Annotated in this window: 19 protein-coding genes; 2 read left to right on the top strand and 17 right to left on the bottom strand. The window is 70.7% G+C overall.

What is annotated here, in order from left to right; all coding sequences use genetic code 11:
- Window positions 1-143: 143 nt before the first annotated feature.
- Entirely contained in the window at window positions 144-1,619 is a 1,476-nt protein-coding gene (locus tag ABT247_RS00735) for an NAD(P)H-hydrate dehydratase (RefSeq protein ID WP_350735740.1), read from the bottom strand.
- A gap of 171 nt (window positions 1,620-1,790) precedes the next feature.
- Between ABT247_RS00735 and ABT247_RS00730 the strand changes: the two genes are divergently transcribed.
- On the top strand, window positions 1,791-2,348 hold the full coding sequence (locus ABT247_RS00730) for a Uma2 family endonuclease (RefSeq protein ID WP_350735737.1): 558 nt from the start codon (window positions 1,791-1,793) through the stop codon (window positions 2,346-2,348).
- 31 nt (window positions 2,349-2,379) lie between these two features.
- Here the strand turns inward: ABT247_RS00730 and glmS are convergent, their stop codons facing one another.
- Window positions 2,380-4,236: a glutamine--fructose-6-phosphate transaminase (isomerizing) gene (glmS, locus tag ABT247_RS00725; RefSeq protein ID WP_350735734.1), complete on the bottom strand. Its 1,857-nt coding sequence runs from the start codon at window positions 4,234-4,236 to the stop codon at window positions 2,380-2,382.
- 99 nt (window positions 4,237-4,335) lie between these two features.
- Here glmS and coaA point away from each other — a divergent pair, with 99 nt between their 5' ends.
- On the top strand, window positions 4,336-5,331 hold the full coding sequence (gene coaA, locus ABT247_RS00720) for a type I pantothenate kinase (RefSeq protein ID WP_350735731.1): 996 nt from the start codon (window positions 4,336-4,338) through the stop codon (window positions 5,329-5,331).
- A 105-nt stretch (window positions 5,332-5,436) separates the two neighbouring features.
- Here coaA and glmM read toward each other — a convergent pair whose 3' ends face one another.
- The 15 genes from glmM to secY form a co-directional block, all read right to left on the bottom strand.
- On the bottom strand, window positions 5,437-6,801 hold the full coding sequence (gene glmM, locus ABT247_RS00715) for a phosphoglucosamine mutase (protein WP_350735999.1): 1,365 nt from the start codon (window positions 6,799-6,801) through the stop codon (window positions 5,437-5,439).
- 164 nt (window positions 6,802-6,965) lie between these two features.
- Window positions 6,966-7,487: a 30S ribosomal protein S9 gene (gene rpsI / locus ABT247_RS00710; protein WP_392899910.1), complete on the bottom strand. Its 522-nt coding sequence runs from the start codon at window positions 7,485-7,487 to the stop codon at window positions 6,966-6,968.
- 33 nt (window positions 7,488-7,520) lie between these two features.
- The gene (rplM, locus tag ABT247_RS00705) at window positions 7,521-7,964 is read right to left on the bottom strand and encodes a 50S ribosomal protein L13 (RefSeq protein ID WP_030055846.1); all 444 of its coding nucleotides are present in this window, start codon (window positions 7,962-7,964) and stop codon (window positions 7,521-7,523) included.
- 245 nt (window positions 7,965-8,209) lie between these two features.
- On the bottom strand, window positions 8,210-9,868 hold the full coding sequence (locus tag ABT247_RS00700; protein WP_350735727.1) for an ABC-F family ATP-binding cassette domain-containing protein: 1,659 nt from the start codon (window positions 9,866-9,868) through the stop codon (window positions 8,210-8,212).
- Window positions 9,869-9,946: 78 nt separating this feature from the next.
- Window positions 9,947-10,864 carry a tRNA pseudouridine(38-40) synthase TruA gene (gene truA / locus ABT247_RS00695; protein WP_350735724.1) on the bottom strand — a complete coding sequence of 306 codons (918 nt, stop codon included), beginning with the start codon at window positions 10,862-10,864 and terminating at the stop codon, window positions 9,947-9,949.
- A gap of 91 nt (window positions 10,865-10,955) precedes the next feature.
- Window positions 10,956-11,453, bottom strand: a complete 498-nt coding sequence (gene rplQ / locus ABT247_RS00690; protein ID WP_350735722.1) for a 50S ribosomal protein L17 — start codon at window positions 11,451-11,453, stop codon at window positions 10,956-10,958.
- A gap of 127 nt (window positions 11,454-11,580) precedes the next feature.
- Window positions 11,581-12,603 (bottom strand): DNA-directed RNA polymerase subunit alpha, encoded by a 1,023-nt coding sequence (locus ABT247_RS00685; RefSeq protein WP_049649049.1) that lies wholly within the window; start codon window positions 12,601-12,603, stop codon window positions 11,581-11,583.
- A 145-nt stretch (window positions 12,604-12,748) separates the two neighbouring features.
- Window positions 12,749-13,156 (bottom strand): 30S ribosomal protein S11, encoded by a 408-nt coding sequence (gene rpsK / locus ABT247_RS00680; RefSeq protein WP_014136257.1) that lies wholly within the window; start codon window positions 13,154-13,156, stop codon window positions 12,749-12,751.
- Window positions 13,157-13,228: 72 nt separating this feature from the next.
- Window positions 13,229-13,609 carry a 30S ribosomal protein S13 gene (rpsM, locus tag ABT247_RS00675; protein WP_097237495.1) on the bottom strand — a complete coding sequence of 127 codons (381 nt, stop codon included), beginning with the start codon at window positions 13,607-13,609 and terminating at the stop codon, window positions 13,229-13,231.
- Between the two features lie 176 nt (window positions 13,610-13,785).
- A complete protein-coding gene (rpmJ, locus tag ABT247_RS00670; protein WP_003956441.1) occupies window positions 13,786-13,899 on the bottom strand; it encodes a 50S ribosomal protein L36 in 114 nt (37 codons plus the stop codon).
- 32 nt (window positions 13,900-13,931) lie between these two features.
- Window positions 13,932-14,153: a translation initiation factor IF-1 gene (gene infA / locus ABT247_RS00665; RefSeq protein ID WP_003956442.1), complete on the bottom strand. Its 222-nt coding sequence runs from the start codon at window positions 14,151-14,153 to the stop codon at window positions 13,932-13,934.
- Between the two features lie 192 nt (window positions 14,154-14,345).
- Window positions 14,346-14,771 carry a large conductance mechanosensitive channel protein MscL gene (gene mscL / locus ABT247_RS00660; RefSeq protein ID WP_350735717.1) on the bottom strand — a complete coding sequence of 142 codons (426 nt, stop codon included), beginning with the start codon at window positions 14,769-14,771 and terminating at the stop codon, window positions 14,346-14,348.
- Window positions 14,772-14,902: 131 nt separating this feature from the next.
- Window positions 14,903-15,742 carry a type I methionyl aminopeptidase gene (map, locus tag ABT247_RS00655; RefSeq protein WP_350735714.1) on the bottom strand — a complete coding sequence of 280 codons (840 nt, stop codon included), beginning with the start codon at window positions 15,740-15,742 and terminating at the stop codon, window positions 14,903-14,905.
- A 114-nt stretch (window positions 15,743-15,856) separates the two neighbouring features.
- Window positions 15,857-16,510, bottom strand: a complete 654-nt coding sequence (locus tag ABT247_RS00650) for an adenylate kinase (RefSeq protein WP_350735711.1) — start codon at window positions 16,508-16,510, stop codon at window positions 15,857-15,859.
- The gene (gene secY, locus ABT247_RS00645) at window positions 16,510-17,820 is read right to left on the bottom strand and encodes a preprotein translocase subunit SecY (RefSeq protein ID WP_350735708.1); all 1,311 of its coding nucleotides are present in this window, start codon (window positions 17,818-17,820) and stop codon (window positions 16,510-16,512) included. The genes ABT247_RS00650 and secY overlap by 1 nt, the downstream gene beginning before the upstream one ends.
- Window positions 17,821-18,082: the final 262 nt, after the last annotated feature.

Genomic DNA, 18,082 nt, shown 5'->3' with positions numbered 1-18,082 from the left:
CTCCCAGACGTCCCGGAGTCCTCGCCGAACGGCCCGTCGGCGCGGCGGTCGGCACCGGGACGCCGGGCACCCCTCCGACCTGCGGCGGACGGCTGGTCCGCGTGGTCTGGGACGCCGGGAACGGACCGGCCGGTTCCGTTCGGCTACCCCGCGCGGACCGCCCGCCAGACCGCCGGGAGCGCCTGGGCGACGCCGATCGCGGTCACCGGCGCACCGGGGGCGCCCGCCGCCTCGCGCCCCGCCAGACCGTGCAGGTAGGCGGCCACCGAGGCGGCGTCCAGCGGTGCCAGGCCCGAGGCCAGCAGGGAGCCGGCCAGGCCGGCCAGCACGTCCCCGCTGCCCGCGGTGGCCAGCCAGGAGGTGCCGGTCGGGTTCACCCGGACGGCCCCGCCCGGGTCGGCCACCACCGTGGTGGAGCCCTTCAGCAGCACCGTCGCCCGGTAGGCGGCCGCCAGCCGCCGGGCGGTCGCCAGCCGGGTCGCGGCCAGCGCGTCGGCCGCGGGCGGCGCGGTGCCCTCCGCGCCCGCGAGCAGCCGGGCGGCCTCGCCGGTGTGCGGGGTGAGCAGGGTCGGCGCCGTCCGGCCGGCCAGTGCCCGCGGCCCGAGCCGGCCCAGCTCGGTCAGCCCGTCCGCGTCCACCAGCACCGGGACGTCGCCCGCCAGCGCCTCGGTCAGCGCCTGCCGCGCCCCCTCGCCGCCGCCCGGCCCGACCACCCAGGCCTGCACCCGCCCGGCCCCGGCCGGGCCGCCCTCGGTGACCAGCACCTCCGGGAAGCGCCGCACCACCTCCTCGGCCGCCGTGCCGACGTACCGGACGGCGCCCGCGCCGCCCCGCAGCGCCCCGGCCACCGCCAGCAGCGCCGCCCCCGGGTACGTCGCCGAGCCGGCCGCCACCCCGACCACGCCGCGCCGGTACTTGTCGCTCTCCGTGCCGGGCCTCGGCAGCAGCGCCGCCGCGTCCGCGTGCTGGAGGGCCGTCAACTCCGGGTCGGGCAGCTCCAGCCCGATGTCCACCAGTTGCACCGCGCCCGCGTACTCGGCGCCCGGGTCGACCAGCAGCCCGGGCTTGTACGTGCCGAAGCACACCGTCACGTCCGCGCGCAGCGCCTCGCCGGGCACCTCGCCGCTGTCCGCGTCCACCCCGCTGGGCAGGTCCACCGCCACCACGACGCCGCGCCGTTCGGCCCGCGCGTACGGCACCGCCTCGGGGCGCAGCCCGCCCCGGCCGCCGATGCCGACGATCCCGTCCAGTACCAGGTCCGCGCGCGAGAAGTCGGCCAGGCCGACCTCCTGCTCCGCCGTCACCCGGCCGCCGGCCGCCCGCAGCGCGGCCAGCCCGCCCGGGTGCGCCTTCTCCGGCGTCAGCAGCACCGCCGTCACCCGCGCCCCGCGCCGGGCCAGCGCCGCCCCGGCGTACAGGGCGTCACCCCCGTTGTCCCCGCTGCCCGCCAGCACCGCCACCCGGCTGCCGTACACCCGCCCCCGACGCCGGATCAGCAGCCGCGCACAGGTCGCCGCCAGCCCGGCGGCCGCCCGCTGCATCAGCGTGCCCTCCGGCAGCAGCGCCATCAGCGCGGCCTCGGCGGCGCGGACGGTTTCCACAGGGTGTGCATGACGCATGGGGAGAACTCCTTCAGCGGTCGGCTACCGCCGACGCTAGCCCGCGCCACCGCCCCGCGGGAGCCGGGCCTGCGGCACACTTTCGAGTGACACCCACGTCGATCCCCCTCCGGTGTCGGTCCGTATGCCTACCTTGTGGCTCGGCACGGACCCACAGGAGGGAGAAGGGCCATGGTCGCCATGCCAGCTGTCGAGGGCCCGCTGGGCCAGGACAACCTCCTCCAGGCGTTTCTGGAGCTGGACACGCCGCCCGGCTACAAGGCCGAACTGATCGAAGGGGAGATCGTCGTGACACCACCGCCGGACGGCGAGCACGAAACCGCGTTCTCCCTGCTGAACCGGCAGTTCATGCGAAAGGCCGCGGCCGAGTTCGATCTGTCGGGCAACAAGGGGCTCATTGTGCCGACAGGCCGGTTCATCCCGGACGGCACCGTCAGCCCGGTCGGGCACTTCCTGAACTCCCATTCGTGGGCGGACCCCGCCGGCGTACTGCTCGTCTTCGAAGTCACATCCACCGCTCCCCGCCGGGACCGTGAGCAGAAGCGCCGCGGGTACGCCGCCGCCGGCATCCCCTGCTACCTGCTGGTCGACCGCAGCGAAGGCACGGTCACCCTGTTCACCGAACCGGAGGACGGCGACTACACCGAGAAGGAGTCGGTCCCCTTCGGCAAGTCGATCGACCTGCCCCCGCCGTTCTCCTTCACGCTCGACACGGCGCCCCTGCGGTAGGACGCAGCCACCGCAGGGACGCACGCGCGTACTACTCGACGGTGACCGACTTCGCCAGGTTGCGCGGCTGGTCGACCTCGTGGCCCTTGGCCGTGGCCAGCTCGCAGGCGAAGACCTGGAGCGGGACGGTGGAGACCAGCGGCTGGAGCAGGGTCGGGGTGACCGGGATGCGGATCAGGTGGTCCGCGTACGGCACGACCGCCTCGTCGCCCTCCTCCGCGATCACGATCGTGCGGGCGCCGCGGGCCCGGATCTCCTGGATGTTGGAGACGATCTTGTCGTGCAGGATCGACCGCCCGCGCGGCGAGGGCACGACCACCACGACCGGCAGCCCCTCCTCGATCAGCGCGATCGGGCCGTGCTTGAGCTCGCCCGCCGCGAAGCCCTCGGCGTGCATGTACGCCAGCTCCTTGAGCTTGAGCGCGCCCTCCAGGGCCACCGGGAAGCCGACGTGGCGGCCCAGGAACAGCACCGAGCGGGCGTCGGCCAGCGAGCGCGCCAGCTCGCGCACCGGCTCCATGGTCTCCAGGACCTGCTCGACCTGCTTCGGCGCGTCGCCGAGCTCCTTGATGACGGCGAAGATCTCGTCGCCCCACTTGGTGCCGCGCACCTGGCCCAGGTAGAGGGCGACCAGGTAGCAGGCGACCAGCTGGGTCAGGAACGCCTTGGTGGACGCGACCGCGACCTCCGGGCCGGCGTGGGTGTACAGCACCGCGTCCGACTCGCGCGGGATGGTGGAGCCGTTGGTGTTGCAGATCGCCAGCACCTTGGCGCCCTGCTCCCGGGCGTGCCGCAGGGCCATCAGGGTGTCCATCGTCTCGCCGGACTGCGAGATGGCGATGACCAGCGTGCCCGGGCCCATGATCGGGTCGCGGTAGCGGAACTCCGAGGCGACCTCGACCTCGCAGGGGATGCGGGTCCAGTGCTCGATCGCGTACTTGGCGATCATGCCCGCGTGGAACGCGGTGCCGCAGGCGACGATGACGACCTTGTCGACGGAGCGCAGGTCAGCGTCGGAGATCCGCAGCTCGTCCAGCGTCAGCCGGCCGTCGGTGCCGATCCGGCCCAGCAGGGTGTCGGCGACGGCCTTCGGCTGCTCGGCGATCTCCTTGAGCATGAAGTAGTCGTAGCCGCCCTTCTCGGCGGCGGAGGCGTCCCAGTCGACGTGGTACTCGCGCACCTCGGCGGGGTTGCCGTCGAAGTCGGTCACCGTGACGGCGTCCGCGCGCAGCTCGACGACCTGGTCCTGGCCCAGCTCGATCGCCTCGCGGGTGTGGGCGATGAAGGCGGCGACGTCCGAGGCGAGGAAGTTCTCGCCCTCGCCGCGGCCGACCACCAGCGGCGAGTTGCGGCGGGCGCCGACCACCACGCCGGGCGCGTCGGCGTGCACGGCGACGAGGGTGAAGGCACCGTCCAGGCGGCGGCAGACCACCCGCATGGCCTCGGCGAGGTCGCCCTGGTACGCCTCGCCCAGCAGGTGGGCGACGACCTCGGTGTCGGTCTCGGAACGGAGGGTGTGGCCGCGCTCGGCGATCTCGGCGCGCAGCTGGGCGAAGTTCTCGATGATGCCGTTGTGGACCACGGCCACCCGGTTGTCGTCGTCCAGGTGGGGGTGGGCGTTGGCGTCCGTCGGGCCGCCGTGGGTGGCCCAGCGGGTGTGGCCGATGCCGGTGGTGCCGCCGGGCAGGGGCGACTCGGCGAGGGACTTCTCCAGGTTGGCGAGCTTCCCCGCCCGCTTGTCGGTGACCAGACCCCACTGCCCCTGGGAGTCCTTCGCCTGCACCGCGACACCGGCCGAGTCGTAGCCCCGGTACTCCAGCCGCTGCAGGCCCGCGATTACTACGTCGAGGGCGGACTGCGCGCCCACGTATCCAACAATTCCGCACATGCGTGCCAGCATAAGGGCCGTTCTGTGGCCCTTTTCCCCTCTCGGGCCAACTCTGCGTGACCGACACCACAGCCACCGTGAACACCGCGACGGCTCACAATGGAGCATGTGCTGACCGAACTCTGTACGCGGGGCGCCCCCACGCCCGGCCCGTCGCCGTCCCCTTACGTGGACCTCAGCCGGGCCGAGTGGAGTGCGCTGCGCGAGCGTACGCCGCTGCCGCTGACCGCCGAGGAGGTGGAGCAGCTGCGCGGTCTCGGCACAGCCCTCGACCTGGACGAGGTGCGTGACGTCTACCTGCCGCTGTCCCGGCTGCTCAACCTGTACATCCATGCCACGCACGACCTGCGCGGCGCCCTGGGCACCTTCCTGGACACCCCGGACACCGAACGCACCCGCACCCCGTTCATCATCGGCGTGGCCGGCTCGGTCGCGGTCGGCAAGTCGACCACCGCCCGTCTGCTCCAGGCCCTGCTGGCCCGCTGGCCCGAGCACCCCCGGGTCGAGCTGGTCACCACCGACGGCTTCCTGCTGCCCAACGCCGAACTGCGCCGGCGCGGCCTGATGGCCCGCAAGGGCTTCCCCGAGTCGTACGACCGCCGGGCGCTGATGCGCTTCGTCGCGGACGTCAAGGCGGGCAAGGAGCGGGTCACCGCGCCGGTGTACTCGCACCTGGTGTACGACATCGTGCCGGACCGGCGGCTGACGGTGGAACGCCCGGACATCCTGATCGTCGAGGGCCTCAACGTGCTCCAACCGGCCCTGCCCGGCACCGACGGCCGCACCCGCCTCGCGGTGGCCGACTACTTCGACTTCTCGATCTACGTCGACGCCCGCACGGACGACATCGAGCACTGGTACCTGGACCGCTTCCGCAAACTGCGGCAGACCGCCTTCCAGGACCCGAACTCCTACTTCCGCCGCTTCACCGAGGTGCCGGAGGAGGAGGCCATGGAGTACGGCCGGCAGGTCTGGCGCACCATCAACAAGCCCAACCTGCTGGAGAACGTGCTGCCCACCCGGGGCCGGGCCACCCTGATCCTGCAGAAGGGCGCGGACCACAAGGTCCGCCGGGCGCTGCTGCGCAAGCTCTGAGCCCACCGGACGCACGGGCGACGGCAAGCGGCCCCCACCGGAACCGGTGGGGGCCTTCGCCGTCCTGCGGCGCCGTACGGCCGGGGCCGACGGCCTGGCGGGGGTTCAGCCCAGGTGGGTGCGGACCGCCTCGGCCAGCCGCTGCGCGACCGTCTCGGCCTGCGCTGCGTCGGCGGCCTCGACCATGACCCGGACCAGCGGCTCGGTGCCGGACGGGCGCAGCAGCACCCGGCCGGTGGCGCCCAGCTCGGCCTCGGCGGCGGCGACCGCCGCGGCCAGTCCGGTGCTCGTCCCCACCCGGCTCTTGTCGACGCCCTTGACGTTGACCAGCACCTGCGGCAGACGGGTCATCACCGCGGCCAGGTCGGCCAGCGGCTGCTTGGTGGCGGCCAGTCGGGCGCCCAGCATCAGGCCGGTCAGGGTGCCGTCACCGGTGGTGGCGTGGTCCAGCAGGATCACGTGGCCGGACTGCTCGCCGCCCAGCGCGAAGCCGTGCTCCTTCATCGCCTCCAGCACGTAGCGGTCGCCGACGGCGGTCTCCACCAGGTCGATGCCCTCGCGCTCCATCGCCAGCTTGAAGCCGAGGTTGGACATCACGGTGGCCACCGCGGTGTTGCGGCGCAGGGTGCCGGCCTCCCGCATGGCGACGGCGAGGATGGCGATGATCTGGTCGCCGTCCACCTCGTTGCCCTCGGCGTCGGCGGCCAGGCAGCGGTCGGCGTCGCCGTCCAGGGCGATGCCGAGGTCGGCCCGGTGCTCCTTCATCGCGGCGCGCAGCCGGTCCAGGTGGGTGGAGCCGACCCCGTCGTTGATGTTCAGACCGGTGGGCTCGGCCCCCAGGGTGTGGACGACCTCGGCGCCGGCCCGGGCGAAGGCCTCGGGGGCGACGTACGCGGCCGCGCCGTGGGCGCCGTCGATGACGACCTTGATGCCGTCCAGGCGGTTGGGCAGCACGCCGATCAGGTGGGCGACGTACTTGTCGAAGCCCTCGGTGTACTCGCGCACCCGGCCGACCGCCGCACCGGTGGGACGGTTCCAGTCCTCGCCGCCGACGGTGTGCTTGCGGTAGTGCGCCTCGATGGCGTCCTCGATCCGGTCGTCCAGCTTGTGGCCGCCGCGGGCGAGGAACTTGATGCCGTTGTCCGGCATGGCGTTGTGGCTGGCGGACAGCATCACGCCGAAGTCGGCGCCGAGCGCGCCGGTGAGGTAGGCCACGGCCGGGGTGGGCAGGACACCGACCCGCAGGACGTCGACGCCGGAGCTGGCCAGACCGGCGATGACCGCCGCCTCCAGGAACTCGCCCGAGGCACGCGGGTCCCGGCCGACCACCGCGACGGGCCGGTGCCCGTCGAAGGCGCCGGCCTCGCCGAGCACGTGGGCGGCCGCGACCGACAGGCCGAGCGCCAGCTCCGCCGTCAGGCCCTCGTTGGCCACCCCGCGCACGCCGTCCGTACCGAAGAGTCGTCCCACTGTCACGTCCTCCATCACCATGCTCGGAACCCACCGATGACCCCGGCCGCCGCACGATAGCCGGGGAACACGTCGCCCCGGAGTACGCGGGGTACTCCGGGGCGACGGTTTGCGCAACCAGGGGGTGTGCGCCGCCAGGGCGGAACGCACCCCCGGGGACGCGATTAGCGCTTGCTGTACTGCGGCGCCTTGCGGGCCTTCTTCAGACCGGCCTTCTTGCGCTCGACGGCGCGGGCGTCACGGGTCAGGAAGCCGGCCTTCTTGAGGGCGCCGCGGTTGTTGTCCACGTCGGCCTCGTTCAGGGCACGGGCCACGCCGAGGCGCAGCGCGTAGGCCTGGCCGGAGACGCCGCCACCGCTGATGCGGGCGACGACGTCGTAACGGCCGTCCAGCTCGAGGAGCTTGAAGGGCTCGTTCACGGTCTGCTGGTGCACCTTGTTGGGGAAGTAGCCCTCGAGGGTGCGACCGTTGATCTTCCACTGGCCGGTGCCGGGGACGATGCGCACGCGGGCGATCGCCTCCTTGCGACGGCCGAGGCCGGCGCCCGGGGTGGCCTCGCCGAAGCGGCCGGCCAGGGACTCGGAGGTGTAGCTCTCCTCGGAGGTGTACTCGCCCTCGACGGCCTCGGCGGCCTCGTCGAAGTCGACCTCAAGGGTTTCAGTGGTCTCGGCCACGGTGTTCCTCAGCTCTTTTCAGTGATGGGGGGCTTGGTGGCCGAATTACTGCGCGACCTGGGTGATCTCGAACGGCACCGGCTGCTGGGCAGCGTGCGGGTGCTGGTCGCCCGAGTAGACCTTCAGCTTCGAGAGCATCTGACGGCCCAGGCTGTTCTTGGGGATCATGCCCTTGATGGCCTTCTCGACGGCCTTCTCGGGGTTGTTCGCCAGCAGGTCGTCGTAGCGCACCGAACGGAGACCGCCCGGGAAGCCCGAGTGGCGGTAGGCCAGCTTCTGGGTCTTCTTGTTACCGGACAGGTGCACCTTGTCGGCGTTGATGATGATGACGAAGTCACCAGTGTCAACGTGCGGCGCGTAGATCGCCTTGTGCTTGCCCCGGAGGAGGTTGGCGGCCTGGGAGGCCAGGCGGCCGAGCACGACGTCGGTCGCGTCGATGACGTGCCACTGACGCTGGACGTCGCCGGGCTTGGGGCTGTACGTACGCACGGTCGTAGCCTTCGCTTTTCAGTGAGTGAGTCCTGACAGGAGCACCCGGACGGAAGAGCAGCCTGGCCAACCTTGGACGCAATTCAAGGGTGGCCGCTGGTCGTCGACCTGATGTCTCCGGCGTACCGACCTCTCACGTGAGATAGAGCGAGCCAATACGCACATCAAGCGTCCAGGTTACCGGCACGACCCGAAGGGGTCAAAAATCGCCTCGGCCGCCGGTCGACGGCCCCCCGCCCGGCCGCTCAGCGTTCGCGCTCCACCCTGGTCACGTCCCAGACCGGCTCCGGCGACTCGTACACCCGACCGTCCGCCCCGAACACCAGGAAGCGGTCGAAGGTCTTCGCGAACCAGCGGTCGTGGGTGACGCACAGCACGGTGCCGTCGAAGGCCTCCAGCCCGGCCTGCAGCGCCTCGGCGCTCTCCAGGTCCAGGTTGTCGGTCGGCTCGTCGAGCAACAGGGCCGTCACGCCGGAGAGTTCGAGCTTGAGGATCATCAGCCGGGCCTGCTGCCCACCGGACAGCGACTCGAACTTCTGCTCCTCCTGGCGGTCCAGCTCGTATCGGCGCAGCGCGCCCATCGCGGCGCCGCGGCTGAGCGCGTGCTCCTCCTCGATGATCGAGCGGACGGTGCGGCCGAACAGCTCCGGGTGGGCGTGGGTCTGCCGGAAGTGGCCGGGCACCACCCGGGCGCCGAGCTTCCAGCTGCCGGTGTGGGCGACGCTGGTGTCCCCGGCCAGCAGCCGCAGCAGGTGCGACTTGCCGGCGCCGTTGGCACCCAGCACCGCGACCCGCTCCCCGTAGAAGACCTCCAGGTCGAAGGGGTCCATCAGGCCGGTGAGCTCCAGCTGCTCCAGGGTGAAGGCGCGCACGCCGGTGCGGCCGCCCTTGAGCCGCATGGTGATCGTCTGCTCGCGCGGCGGCGTCTCCGGCGGGCTGGCGTCCTCGAACTTCTTCAGCCGGGTCTGGGCGGCGGCGTAGCGGGAGGCCATCTCGTGGCTGACGGCGGCGGCCTGGCGCAGGGTGACGACCAGCTTCTTCAGCTTGGCGTGCTCCTCGTCCCAGCGGCGGCGCAGCTCCTCGAAGCGCTCGAACCGGGCCTTGCGCGCCTCGTGGAAGGTGTCGAAGCCACCGCCGTGCACCCACACGCTGCTGCCGGCCGCGCCGGTCTCGACGCTGATGATCTTGTCGGCGGTGCGGGAGAGCAGCTCGCGGTCGTGCGAGATGAACAGCACGGTCTTCGAGGTGGCCTTGATGGCCTCCTCGAGCCAGCGCTTGGCGGGCACGTCGAGGTAGTTGTCCGGCTCGTCGAGCAGCAGCACCTCCTCCGGGCCGCGCAGCAGCGCCTCCAGCACCAGCCGCTTCTGCTCGCCGCCGGAGAGGGTGTTCAGACCGCGCCACTGGGCCTTGTCGAAGGGGATGCCGAGGGCCGCCGTGGTGCAGACGTCCCAGTCGGTCTCGTAGTCGTAGCCGCCGACGTCCGCCCAGTCGGAGAGCGCCTGGGCGTAGGCCATCTGCGTCTTCTCGTCGTCCTGGGCGATCATCGCCAGCTCGGCGGCGTCCACCGCGCGGGCGGCCTTGGCGATCCGCTCGGGGGCGACGGAGACCAGCAGGTCGCGCACCGACGCGTCGGCCGGCAGGGCGCCGGGGCCGGCCGCCTGGTCCTCGCGGCCGGTGGTGCCGACGAACTGGCGCATCACGCCGAGCCCGCCGCTGATCGTCACCGAGCCGCCGTGCGGCTGGACGTCCCCCGCGATCATGCGCAGCAGGGTGGTCTTGCCGGCCCCGTTGGCGCCGACCAGGGCGACCGCGGCGCCCTCGCCGACCCGGAAGGACGCGTCGTCGAACAGCACCCGCCCGTCCGGCAGGTAGTACTCCAGGTGCGAAATCTCGACGTGTCCCATGAGGAGGATTGTCCCAAGCGGACGCGTCCGGCCAAAACCGATTTCGGCCCGGCCCGGCCGAGCCCGCCGGACAGGCCCCTAGGCGCTGGGCGCGGCGCCCTGCCCGGGCAGGGTCCGCATCCGCCGGGCCTGGCGGTTGCGCTCGGCGAGCTGGTCGTCCGGCGGGTAGCCGACCTCTTCGAGGGTGAGCCCGTACGGCCGGATCACGTTGACGGCCGAGTTGCGCACCCCGCCCGCCAGCACCTCGCCGGGGAACTCCACCGGCCGGTGCCCGTCGCCGACCAGCAGCATCGCGCCGACCAGCGCCCGGACCATGTTGTGGCAGAAGGCGTCGGCGCGAACGGTGGCGACCGCCAGCGAGCCCTCCTGAGCGGCGTAGGAGTCCACCGGGACGCGGTCCCAGCGCAGCTCCAGCAGGGTGCGGATGGTGGTGGCGCCCTCGCGCTTCTTGCAGTACGCGGCGAAGTCGTGCTCGCCGAGCAGCAGCTTCGCGGCCGCGTTCATCCGGTCCAGGTCCAGCGGCCGGTCGTGCCACAGCACGTGCCCGCGCAGCAGCGGGTCGACGCCGCCGGGGTGGTCGGCGACCCGGTACGCGTAGCGGCGCCAGATCGCCGAGAACCGCGCGTCGAACCCGGCCGGCGCCTCGCCGACCCGGTAGATCCGGACGTCCCCGGGCAGCCGGCCGGCCAGCCGGCGCAGCAGCTTCTCGCGGTGCGCCTCCCAGAGCTCGGCCGGCAGGTCGACGTGGGCGACCTGGCCGCGGGCGTGCACCCCGGCGTCCGTGCGGCCGGCCACGGTGAGCGGGAAGTGCTCCGGGCTGCGGGTGACGACCTGCAGCGCGGTCTCGATCTCCTCCTGGACGGTCCGCCGGCCGCCCTTCTGGCGGGCCCAGCCGGAGAACTCGGCACCGTGGTAGGCGAGGTCGAGCCGGACCCGGACGTGCCCGTCCGCCGGGCCGTCCTTCACCGGCGGCTGCTCGGCGCAATCGTTGACCACGTGTCTCTCTTCTCCCGGGACCTCGAAGAACAAGGGAACGGGCCCGCTCCCCCATCGCTGGGAGAACGGGCCCGCAACACACCCAGAGGTGTCAGGCCTGCTCGGCGGCCTCGGCCTCGTCGGCCTTGGTCTCGTCGGCCTTGGGGGCGGCGGCAGCGCTCTCGGCGGCAGCCTCCTTCGAGGCGCGCTTGGTGGCGGCCTCGGCCTCGCCGACGGCGGTCTGCGCGACGGTCAGCGCCTCGACCAGCTCGATCACGGCCATCGGGGCGTTGTCGCCACGACGGGGACCGATCTTGGTGATGCGGGTGTAGCCACCCGGGCGGTTCTCGTAGCGCGGCGCGATCTCGGTGAAGAGGGTGTGCAGCACCGAGACGTCGGTGATGGTCTTGCGCACCAGGCGACGGTTGTGCAGGTCGCCCTTCTTCGCCTTGGTGATCAGCTTCTCCGCCAGCGGGCGCAGGCGGCGGGCCTTGGCCTCGGTGGTGGTGATGCGGCCGTACTGGAACAGCTCACGGGCCAGACCGGCGAGCAGCAGCGGCTCGTGGTGCGGGCCACCGCCCAGACGGGCACCCTTGGTGGGACGCGGCATGGAATTACTCCTCGAATCTCCGACTGCGGCCGTACCAGGTACCGCAGCGGGCGTACGGGCACGGTGCCCGTACGGCTTTCATGACGACGGGGGCGGCTCCGTGGAACCGCCCCCGCGGCCAAATCTCTCAGTACTGCTCGGTCTCGGCGAAGTGCGAGTCGTCGAGGTCGTCGGCGCCGAAGGCGTCGGCGGCGGCGGTCGGGTCGAACCCGGGCGGGCTGTCCTTGAGGGCCAGGCCCATGCCGGCCAGCTTCGCCTTGACCTCGTCGATCGACTTCGCACCGAAGTTGCGGATGTCGAGCAGGTCGGCCTCGGAGCGGGCGACGAGCTCACCCACGGTGTGGATGCCCTCGCGCTTGAGGCAGTTGTAGGAGCGGACGGTGAGCTCCAGCTCCTCGATCGGCAGCGCCAGGTCGGCGGCCAGGGCGGCGTCCGTCGGGGACGGGCCCATGTCGATGCCCTCGGCGTCGATGTTCAGCTCGCGGGCGAGGCCGAACAGCTCCACCAGGGTCTTGCCGGCCGAGGCCATGGCGTCGCGCGGACGCATGGCGGGCTTGGTCTCGACGTCGACGATCAGCTTGTCGAAGTCGGTCCGCTGCTCGACACGGGTGGCCTCGACCTTGTAGGTGACCTTCAGCACGGGGCTGTAGATCGAGTCGACCGGGATGCGGCCGATCTCCTGGCCGGAGGCCTTGTTCTGGACGGCGGAGACGTAGCCGCGACCGCGCTCGACGGTCAGCTCCATCTCCAGCTTGCCCTTGCCGTTCAGGGTGGCGAGGACCAGCTCCGGGTTGTGCACCTCGACACCCGCCGGCGGGGCGATGTCGGCGGCGGTGACGACACCCGGGCCCTGCTTGCGCAGGTACATCACGACCGGCTCGTCGTGCTCCGAGGAGACGACCAGCTGCTTGATGTTGAGGATGAGGTCGGTCACGTCCTCCTTGACGCCCGGCACGGTGGTGAACTCGTGCAGGACGCCGTCGATGCGGATGCTGGTGACAGCGGCACCCGGGATCGACGACAGGAGCGTGCGGCGCAGGGAGTTGCCGAGGGTGTAGCCGAAGCCCGGCTCCAGCGGCTCGATCACGAACCGCGAGCGGAACTCGTCGACGACCTCTTCGGTCAGCGACGGACGCTGAGCGATAAGCATGGGGGATGTTCCTCCAGTTGTCTTCGGCACCCACTATTTGATGCCGACAGGACCAAGCGTACGGGCTCCCGCGAGCAGCGACGAATCACTACGTGGGAGCCCGTACGAGGTGTGACGCGTTACCCGCACGCCCGAAGGCGCTGGGTCAGACGCGGCGGCGCTTCGGCGGACGGCAGCCGTTGTGCGGGGTGGGGGTGACGTCCTGGATCGAGCCGACCTCCAGGCCGGTGGCCTGGAGCGAGCGGATCGCGGTCTCGCGGCCGGAGCCCGGACCCTTCACGAAGACGTCGACCTTGCGCATGCCGTGCTCCTGCGCGCGACGGGCAGCGGCCTCGGCGGCCATCTGCGCGGCGAACGGGGTGGACTTGCGCGAGCCCTTGAAGCCGACGTGGCCGGCGGAGGCCCAGGAGATCACGTTGCCCGAGGGGTCGGTGATCGAAACGATGGTGTTGTTGAACGTGCTCTTGATGTGCGCGTGGCCGTGAGCGACGTTCTTCTTTTCCTTGCGGCGGATCTTCTTCGCGCCGGCAGCCTGACGACCCTTGGGGGGCATAAGTCTGTTCTCCTACTGAGGTGGTCGGTCCGCTGACCCGCGGGCCGGAGGGATGTCCGGTGACGGGACGGACTACTTCTTGCCCGGCTTCTTCTTACCGGCGATCGCGCGACGCGGGCCCTTGCGGGTACGCGCGTTGGTGTGGGTGCGCTGACCGCGGACCGGCAGGCCGCGGCGGTGACGCAGACCCTCGTAGCAGCCGATCTCGACCTTGCGGCGGATGTCGGCGGCCACCTCACGGCGGAGGTCACCCTCGACCGTGTAGTTGGCGTCGATGTACTGGCTCAGCTTGACGAGGTCTTCCTCGGAGATGTCGCGAACGCGGACATCCGGGTTGACACCGGTCTCGGCCAGGGTCTGCTGGGCGCGGGTACGGCCGATGCCGTACACGTAGGTGAGGGCGATCTCGATCCGCTTCTCACGGGGGAGATCAACGCCGGCGAGGCGTGCCATTCAAGGCTCCTGTGGTTCTTCAGAGGTCTTGCGCGCTACCTACTCCGACACCTCACGGTGAGGGAGCCCCGGCCTCTGACCGGGGGTGGCAGTCCGTTCGTCGCGGAACGGATCGGGTAGCCCGCTTATGACGTTTTCGCGTCGCGCGAAGTACTACGAGAAATGCTGGGGAGAGATCAGCCCTGGCGCTGCTTGTGGCGCAGGTTGTCGCAGATCACCATGACCCGGCCGTGGCGGCGGATCACCTTGCACTTGTCGCAGATCTTCTTGACGCTCGGCTTGACCTTCATGTTCAGGTTCTCCGGGTCTAGATCTGACGTTCTTACTTGTAGCGGTAGACGATCCGGCCGCGCGTGAGGTCGTAGGGGCTGAGCTCCACGACGACCCGGTCGTCCGGCAGGATGCGGATGTAGTGCATGCGCATCTTGCCACTGATGTGCGCGAGGACCTTGTGACCGTTCTGCAGCTCGACCTTGAACATCGCGTTCGGAAGAGACTCGATCACGGTGCCCTCGATCTCAATGGCGCCTTGCTTCTTAGCCATGAACTGCGAGATCCACCTTCCGGGACCGGCTACCGTATGCGGAACGCTCGTGCGAACCTGGGTTCACCCCAGCCCCGAGGGGAAGAGGGCGTGCTGAAGCACGCTACGAGTGAGCCGACGGTCCATCCTACGCCAGCGCGTCCGGTGCTCCAAAACCGGGGCCCGGGAGGCGGCGCCCGTCACACCGGCAGGTCAGGACGCGGTGGGCGCGGCCAGCGGCTCGACGTGGGCGGTGCACGCCGCGCAGCGGCGGGCGGCCACCGGTATCTCGGTGAGGCACTCGGGGCAGGGGCGCTTGGGGGCCTTGGGCTTCTTCGGCAGGTAGCGCTCGGTGGCCTTGGTGATCGGCAGCACGACGCAGAAGTACAGCACCGCGGCGGTCATCACGAAGGCGATCACCACGTTCAGGAACTGGCCGTACGGGAAGGTCACCCCGGCGACCGTCGCCCGGTACGAGCTGAAGTCGCCGGCCGCGCCGACCACCACGCCGACCAGCGGCGTGAGGAAGGCGGACACGAAGCCGGTCACCACGGCCGTGAACGCGGCACCGATCACCACGCCGACCGCCATGTCGACGACGTTGCCGCGCATCATGAAGTCGCGGAATCCCTTGAGCACGTGCTCTCTCCTGCTCGCTCGTAAGCCGTTCGCTGCCACTGCCAGCCGATAAAAATAGGACAAAGGCCCCGGAGGTCCAAACCTCCAGGGCCCTGATCCCTCGTCAGGCGCGCCGGTCGGCGCCGCCGTGACTACGCCAGCGGGTCCGGAGCCGCGGTGACGCCCAGCTGGGCGAGCGCGGCCTTGCCGCCGTCGAAGGCGGTCAGCACCAGCGGGCCCTGCTCGGTCACGGCCACCGAGTGCTCCCAGTGCGAGGCCCAGGTGCCGTCGTTGGTGACGACCGTCCACTCGTCGTCCAGCACGGTGGTGTGCGGGGTGCCCAGCGAGACCATCGGCTCGATCGCCAGCACGGTGCCGGGGACCAGCTTCGGGCCCTTGCCGCGGCCGCGCTCGACGTAGTTGAGCACGTGCGGCTCCATGTGCATCGCGGTGCCGATGCCGTGGCCGCCGTAGCCCTCGGTGATGCCCCACTTGCCCTTGGGCGGCAGCGGCTGGCGGCGGATGTACCCCTCGATCGCCTTGGAGACGTCGACCAGGCGGTTGTTCTTCTTCATCTGGGCGATGCCGGCCCACATCGAGCCCTCGGTCACCCGGCTCAGCATCTCCACCTCGGGGCGGACCTCGCCGACCGGGACGGTGATCGCCGCGTCGCCGTGCCAGCCGTCCAGGATCGCGCCGCAGTCGATCGAGATGATGTCGCCCTCCTGCAGCACCCGGTCACCGGGGATGCCGTGCACGACCTCGTTGTTCACCGAGGCGCAGATCACGCCGGGGAACCACAGGCCTCCGTGGTGGGCGCGGAAGTTCGAGGTGGCACCGTGGTCGGTGATGACCTTGTCCGCGATGTCGTTGAGCTCCTGGGTGGTCACCCCGGGGGCGACTGCCTCGCGGCAGGCCTTGAGCGCCTCGGCGACGACCAGCCCGGCCGCTCGCATCTTCGCGATCTGCTCGGGGGTCTTGATCTCCACCATCAGGTCACGCCTTCCAAGTCCGGATTCCACTGCTACCACCGTACGACGCCGAAACGGCCGGGCCGCCCGCTCCACGGGCGACCCGGCCGTTCGACGCGTACTCCGCCGAGAGGCTCAGCGGTCCTGCTTGAGCGCCTCGATCGCGCGCTGGGTGACCTCGTCCACCTTGCCGAGCGCCGGGATGGTCACCAGGAGGCCCTGCTCCTTGTAGTAACCGATGATCGGCTCGGTCTTGGAGTGGTACTCCTCCAGCCGGACCCGCACGGCCTCCTCGGTGTCGTCCGAGCGCTGGTACAGCTCGCCGCCGCACTCGTCGCAGACGCCCTCGACCTTCGGCGGGTTGTAGGCGACGTGGAAGACATGGGTGTCGTTCTTGCGGCACAGGCGACGGCCCGCGATCCGCTTGACGACCTCGTCCTCGGGGACCTCCAGGTCCAGCACCCCGTCCAGCTTGATGCCCTGCTCGGCGAGGAACTCGTCGAGCGCCTCGGCCTGGCCCAGGTTGCGCGGGAAGCCGTCCAGCAGGAAGCCGTTGGCGGCGTCCTCCTGGAGCATGCGGTCCTTGGCCATCCCGATCGTCACCACGTCCGGCACCAGACGGCCGCTGTCGATGTACGACTTCGCCTCGAGCCCCAGCGGGGTGCCCTGGCTGATGTTCGTACGGAACAGGTTGCCGGTGGAGATGTGGGGGATGGACAGGGTCGCGGCGAGCAAGTGCGCCTGAGTACCCTTCCCGGCCCCGGGAGGACCAACGAGGACGATACGCATCAGCGGAGGAACCCTTCGTAATTGCGCTGCTGGAGCTGGCTCTCGATCTGCTTCACAGTTTCGAGTCCGACGCCGACGACGATGAGAACGCTGGTGCCGCCGAACGGGAAGTTGGTCTGCTGTCCGAAGGCGACCAGGGCGATCATCGGGATCAACGCGATCAGGCCCAGGTAGAGCGAACCCGGCCACGTGATTCGGGTCAGCACGTAGTTCAGGTACTCGGCCGTCGGCCGGCCGGCCCGGATGCCCGGGATGAAGCCACCATACTTCTTCATGTTGTCGGCAACTTCTTCGGGGTTGAAGGAGATGGCGACGTAGAAGAAGGCGAAGAAGACGATCAGCAGGAAGTACGTCGCCATGTAGATCGGGTGGTCGCCCTTGACGAAGTTCTGCTTGATCCACACCGCCCAGCCGGCCTGGCTGTTGGTGAGCTGGACCACGAGGGCCGGGATGTACAGCAGCGACGAGGCGAAGATGACCGGGATGACACCGGCCTGGTTCACCTTGAGCGGGATGTACGTCGAGGTGCCGCCGAACGCCCGGCGGCCGATCATGCGCTTCGCGTACTGGACCGGGATCCGGCGCTGGGCCTGCTCGACGAAGATGACCAGCATCACGACGATGATGCCGACCGCGATGACGGAGAGGAACTCGACCCAGCCGCCGCCGATGGTGCCGGACTGCTTGATGGCCCACATCGAGGTCGGGAACTGCGCGGCGATCGAGGTGAAGATCAGCAGCGACATGCCGTTGCCGATGCCGCGGTCGGTGATCAGCTCGCCCAGCCACATGATGACGGTGGTGCCGGCGGTCATCGTGATGACCATGACGGCGATCCGGAACACCGACGTGTCGGGCACGATCTGGTTCGCCAGCGGGCAACCCGAGAACAGCGCACCGCTGGAGGCCGTCGCCACGATGCCGGTGCCCTGGAGCACGGCGAGCGCGATGGTCAGGTAGCGGGTGTACTGGGTGATCTTCGCCGTACCGGCCTGCCCCTCCTTCTTCAGGGCCTCCAGTCGCGGGATCACGACGGTGAGGAGCTGGAGGATGATGCTCGCGGTGATGTACGGCATGATGCCGAGCGCGAAGATCGTCAGCTGGAGGAGCGCGCCACCGCTGAACAGGTTGACGAGCCCGAACAGGCCGTTGTTCCGGGTGTCCTTCACACACTCGTTGACGGCCGTGAAACTCACGCCCGGGATGGGAATGTGCGAGCCCAGCCGGAACAGCACCATGATGCCCAGCGTGAACAGCAGCTTCTTGCGCAGGTCGGGCGTCTGGAACGCCCGCGCGAACGCACTGAGCACGGTGCCTCCTGCGCCTCCCGCGCGTCGTCGGCGGGAGGGTCGGTCCTGAATGGGGAGTTTGCGGTTCGGGCTCCCGTACAGACGGCACAGGCGAGCCTACGCGCAGCCTACAAGGGAACTCCACGGACTCTAACAGTGCGCGGCCACTCGGAAGAAGCGCGCACGGGCCCTCCCCCACTCACGGGGTACGGGATGCCCGGGTTTGCCACACAAAAGAACGACGGCCCCGGCACCGCCCCGGCGACGCCGGCCGGAACCGGCC

The organism is Kitasatospora sp. NPDC001539, from assembly GCF_040298565.1.
In the GTDB taxonomy this organism is placed as follows: Bacteria; Actinomycetota; Actinomycetes; order Streptomycetales; family Streptomycetaceae; genus Kitasatospora.
Note: the sequence above shows the minus strand (reverse complement) of the source record. Positions and strands in the feature narration are given on the sequence as shown.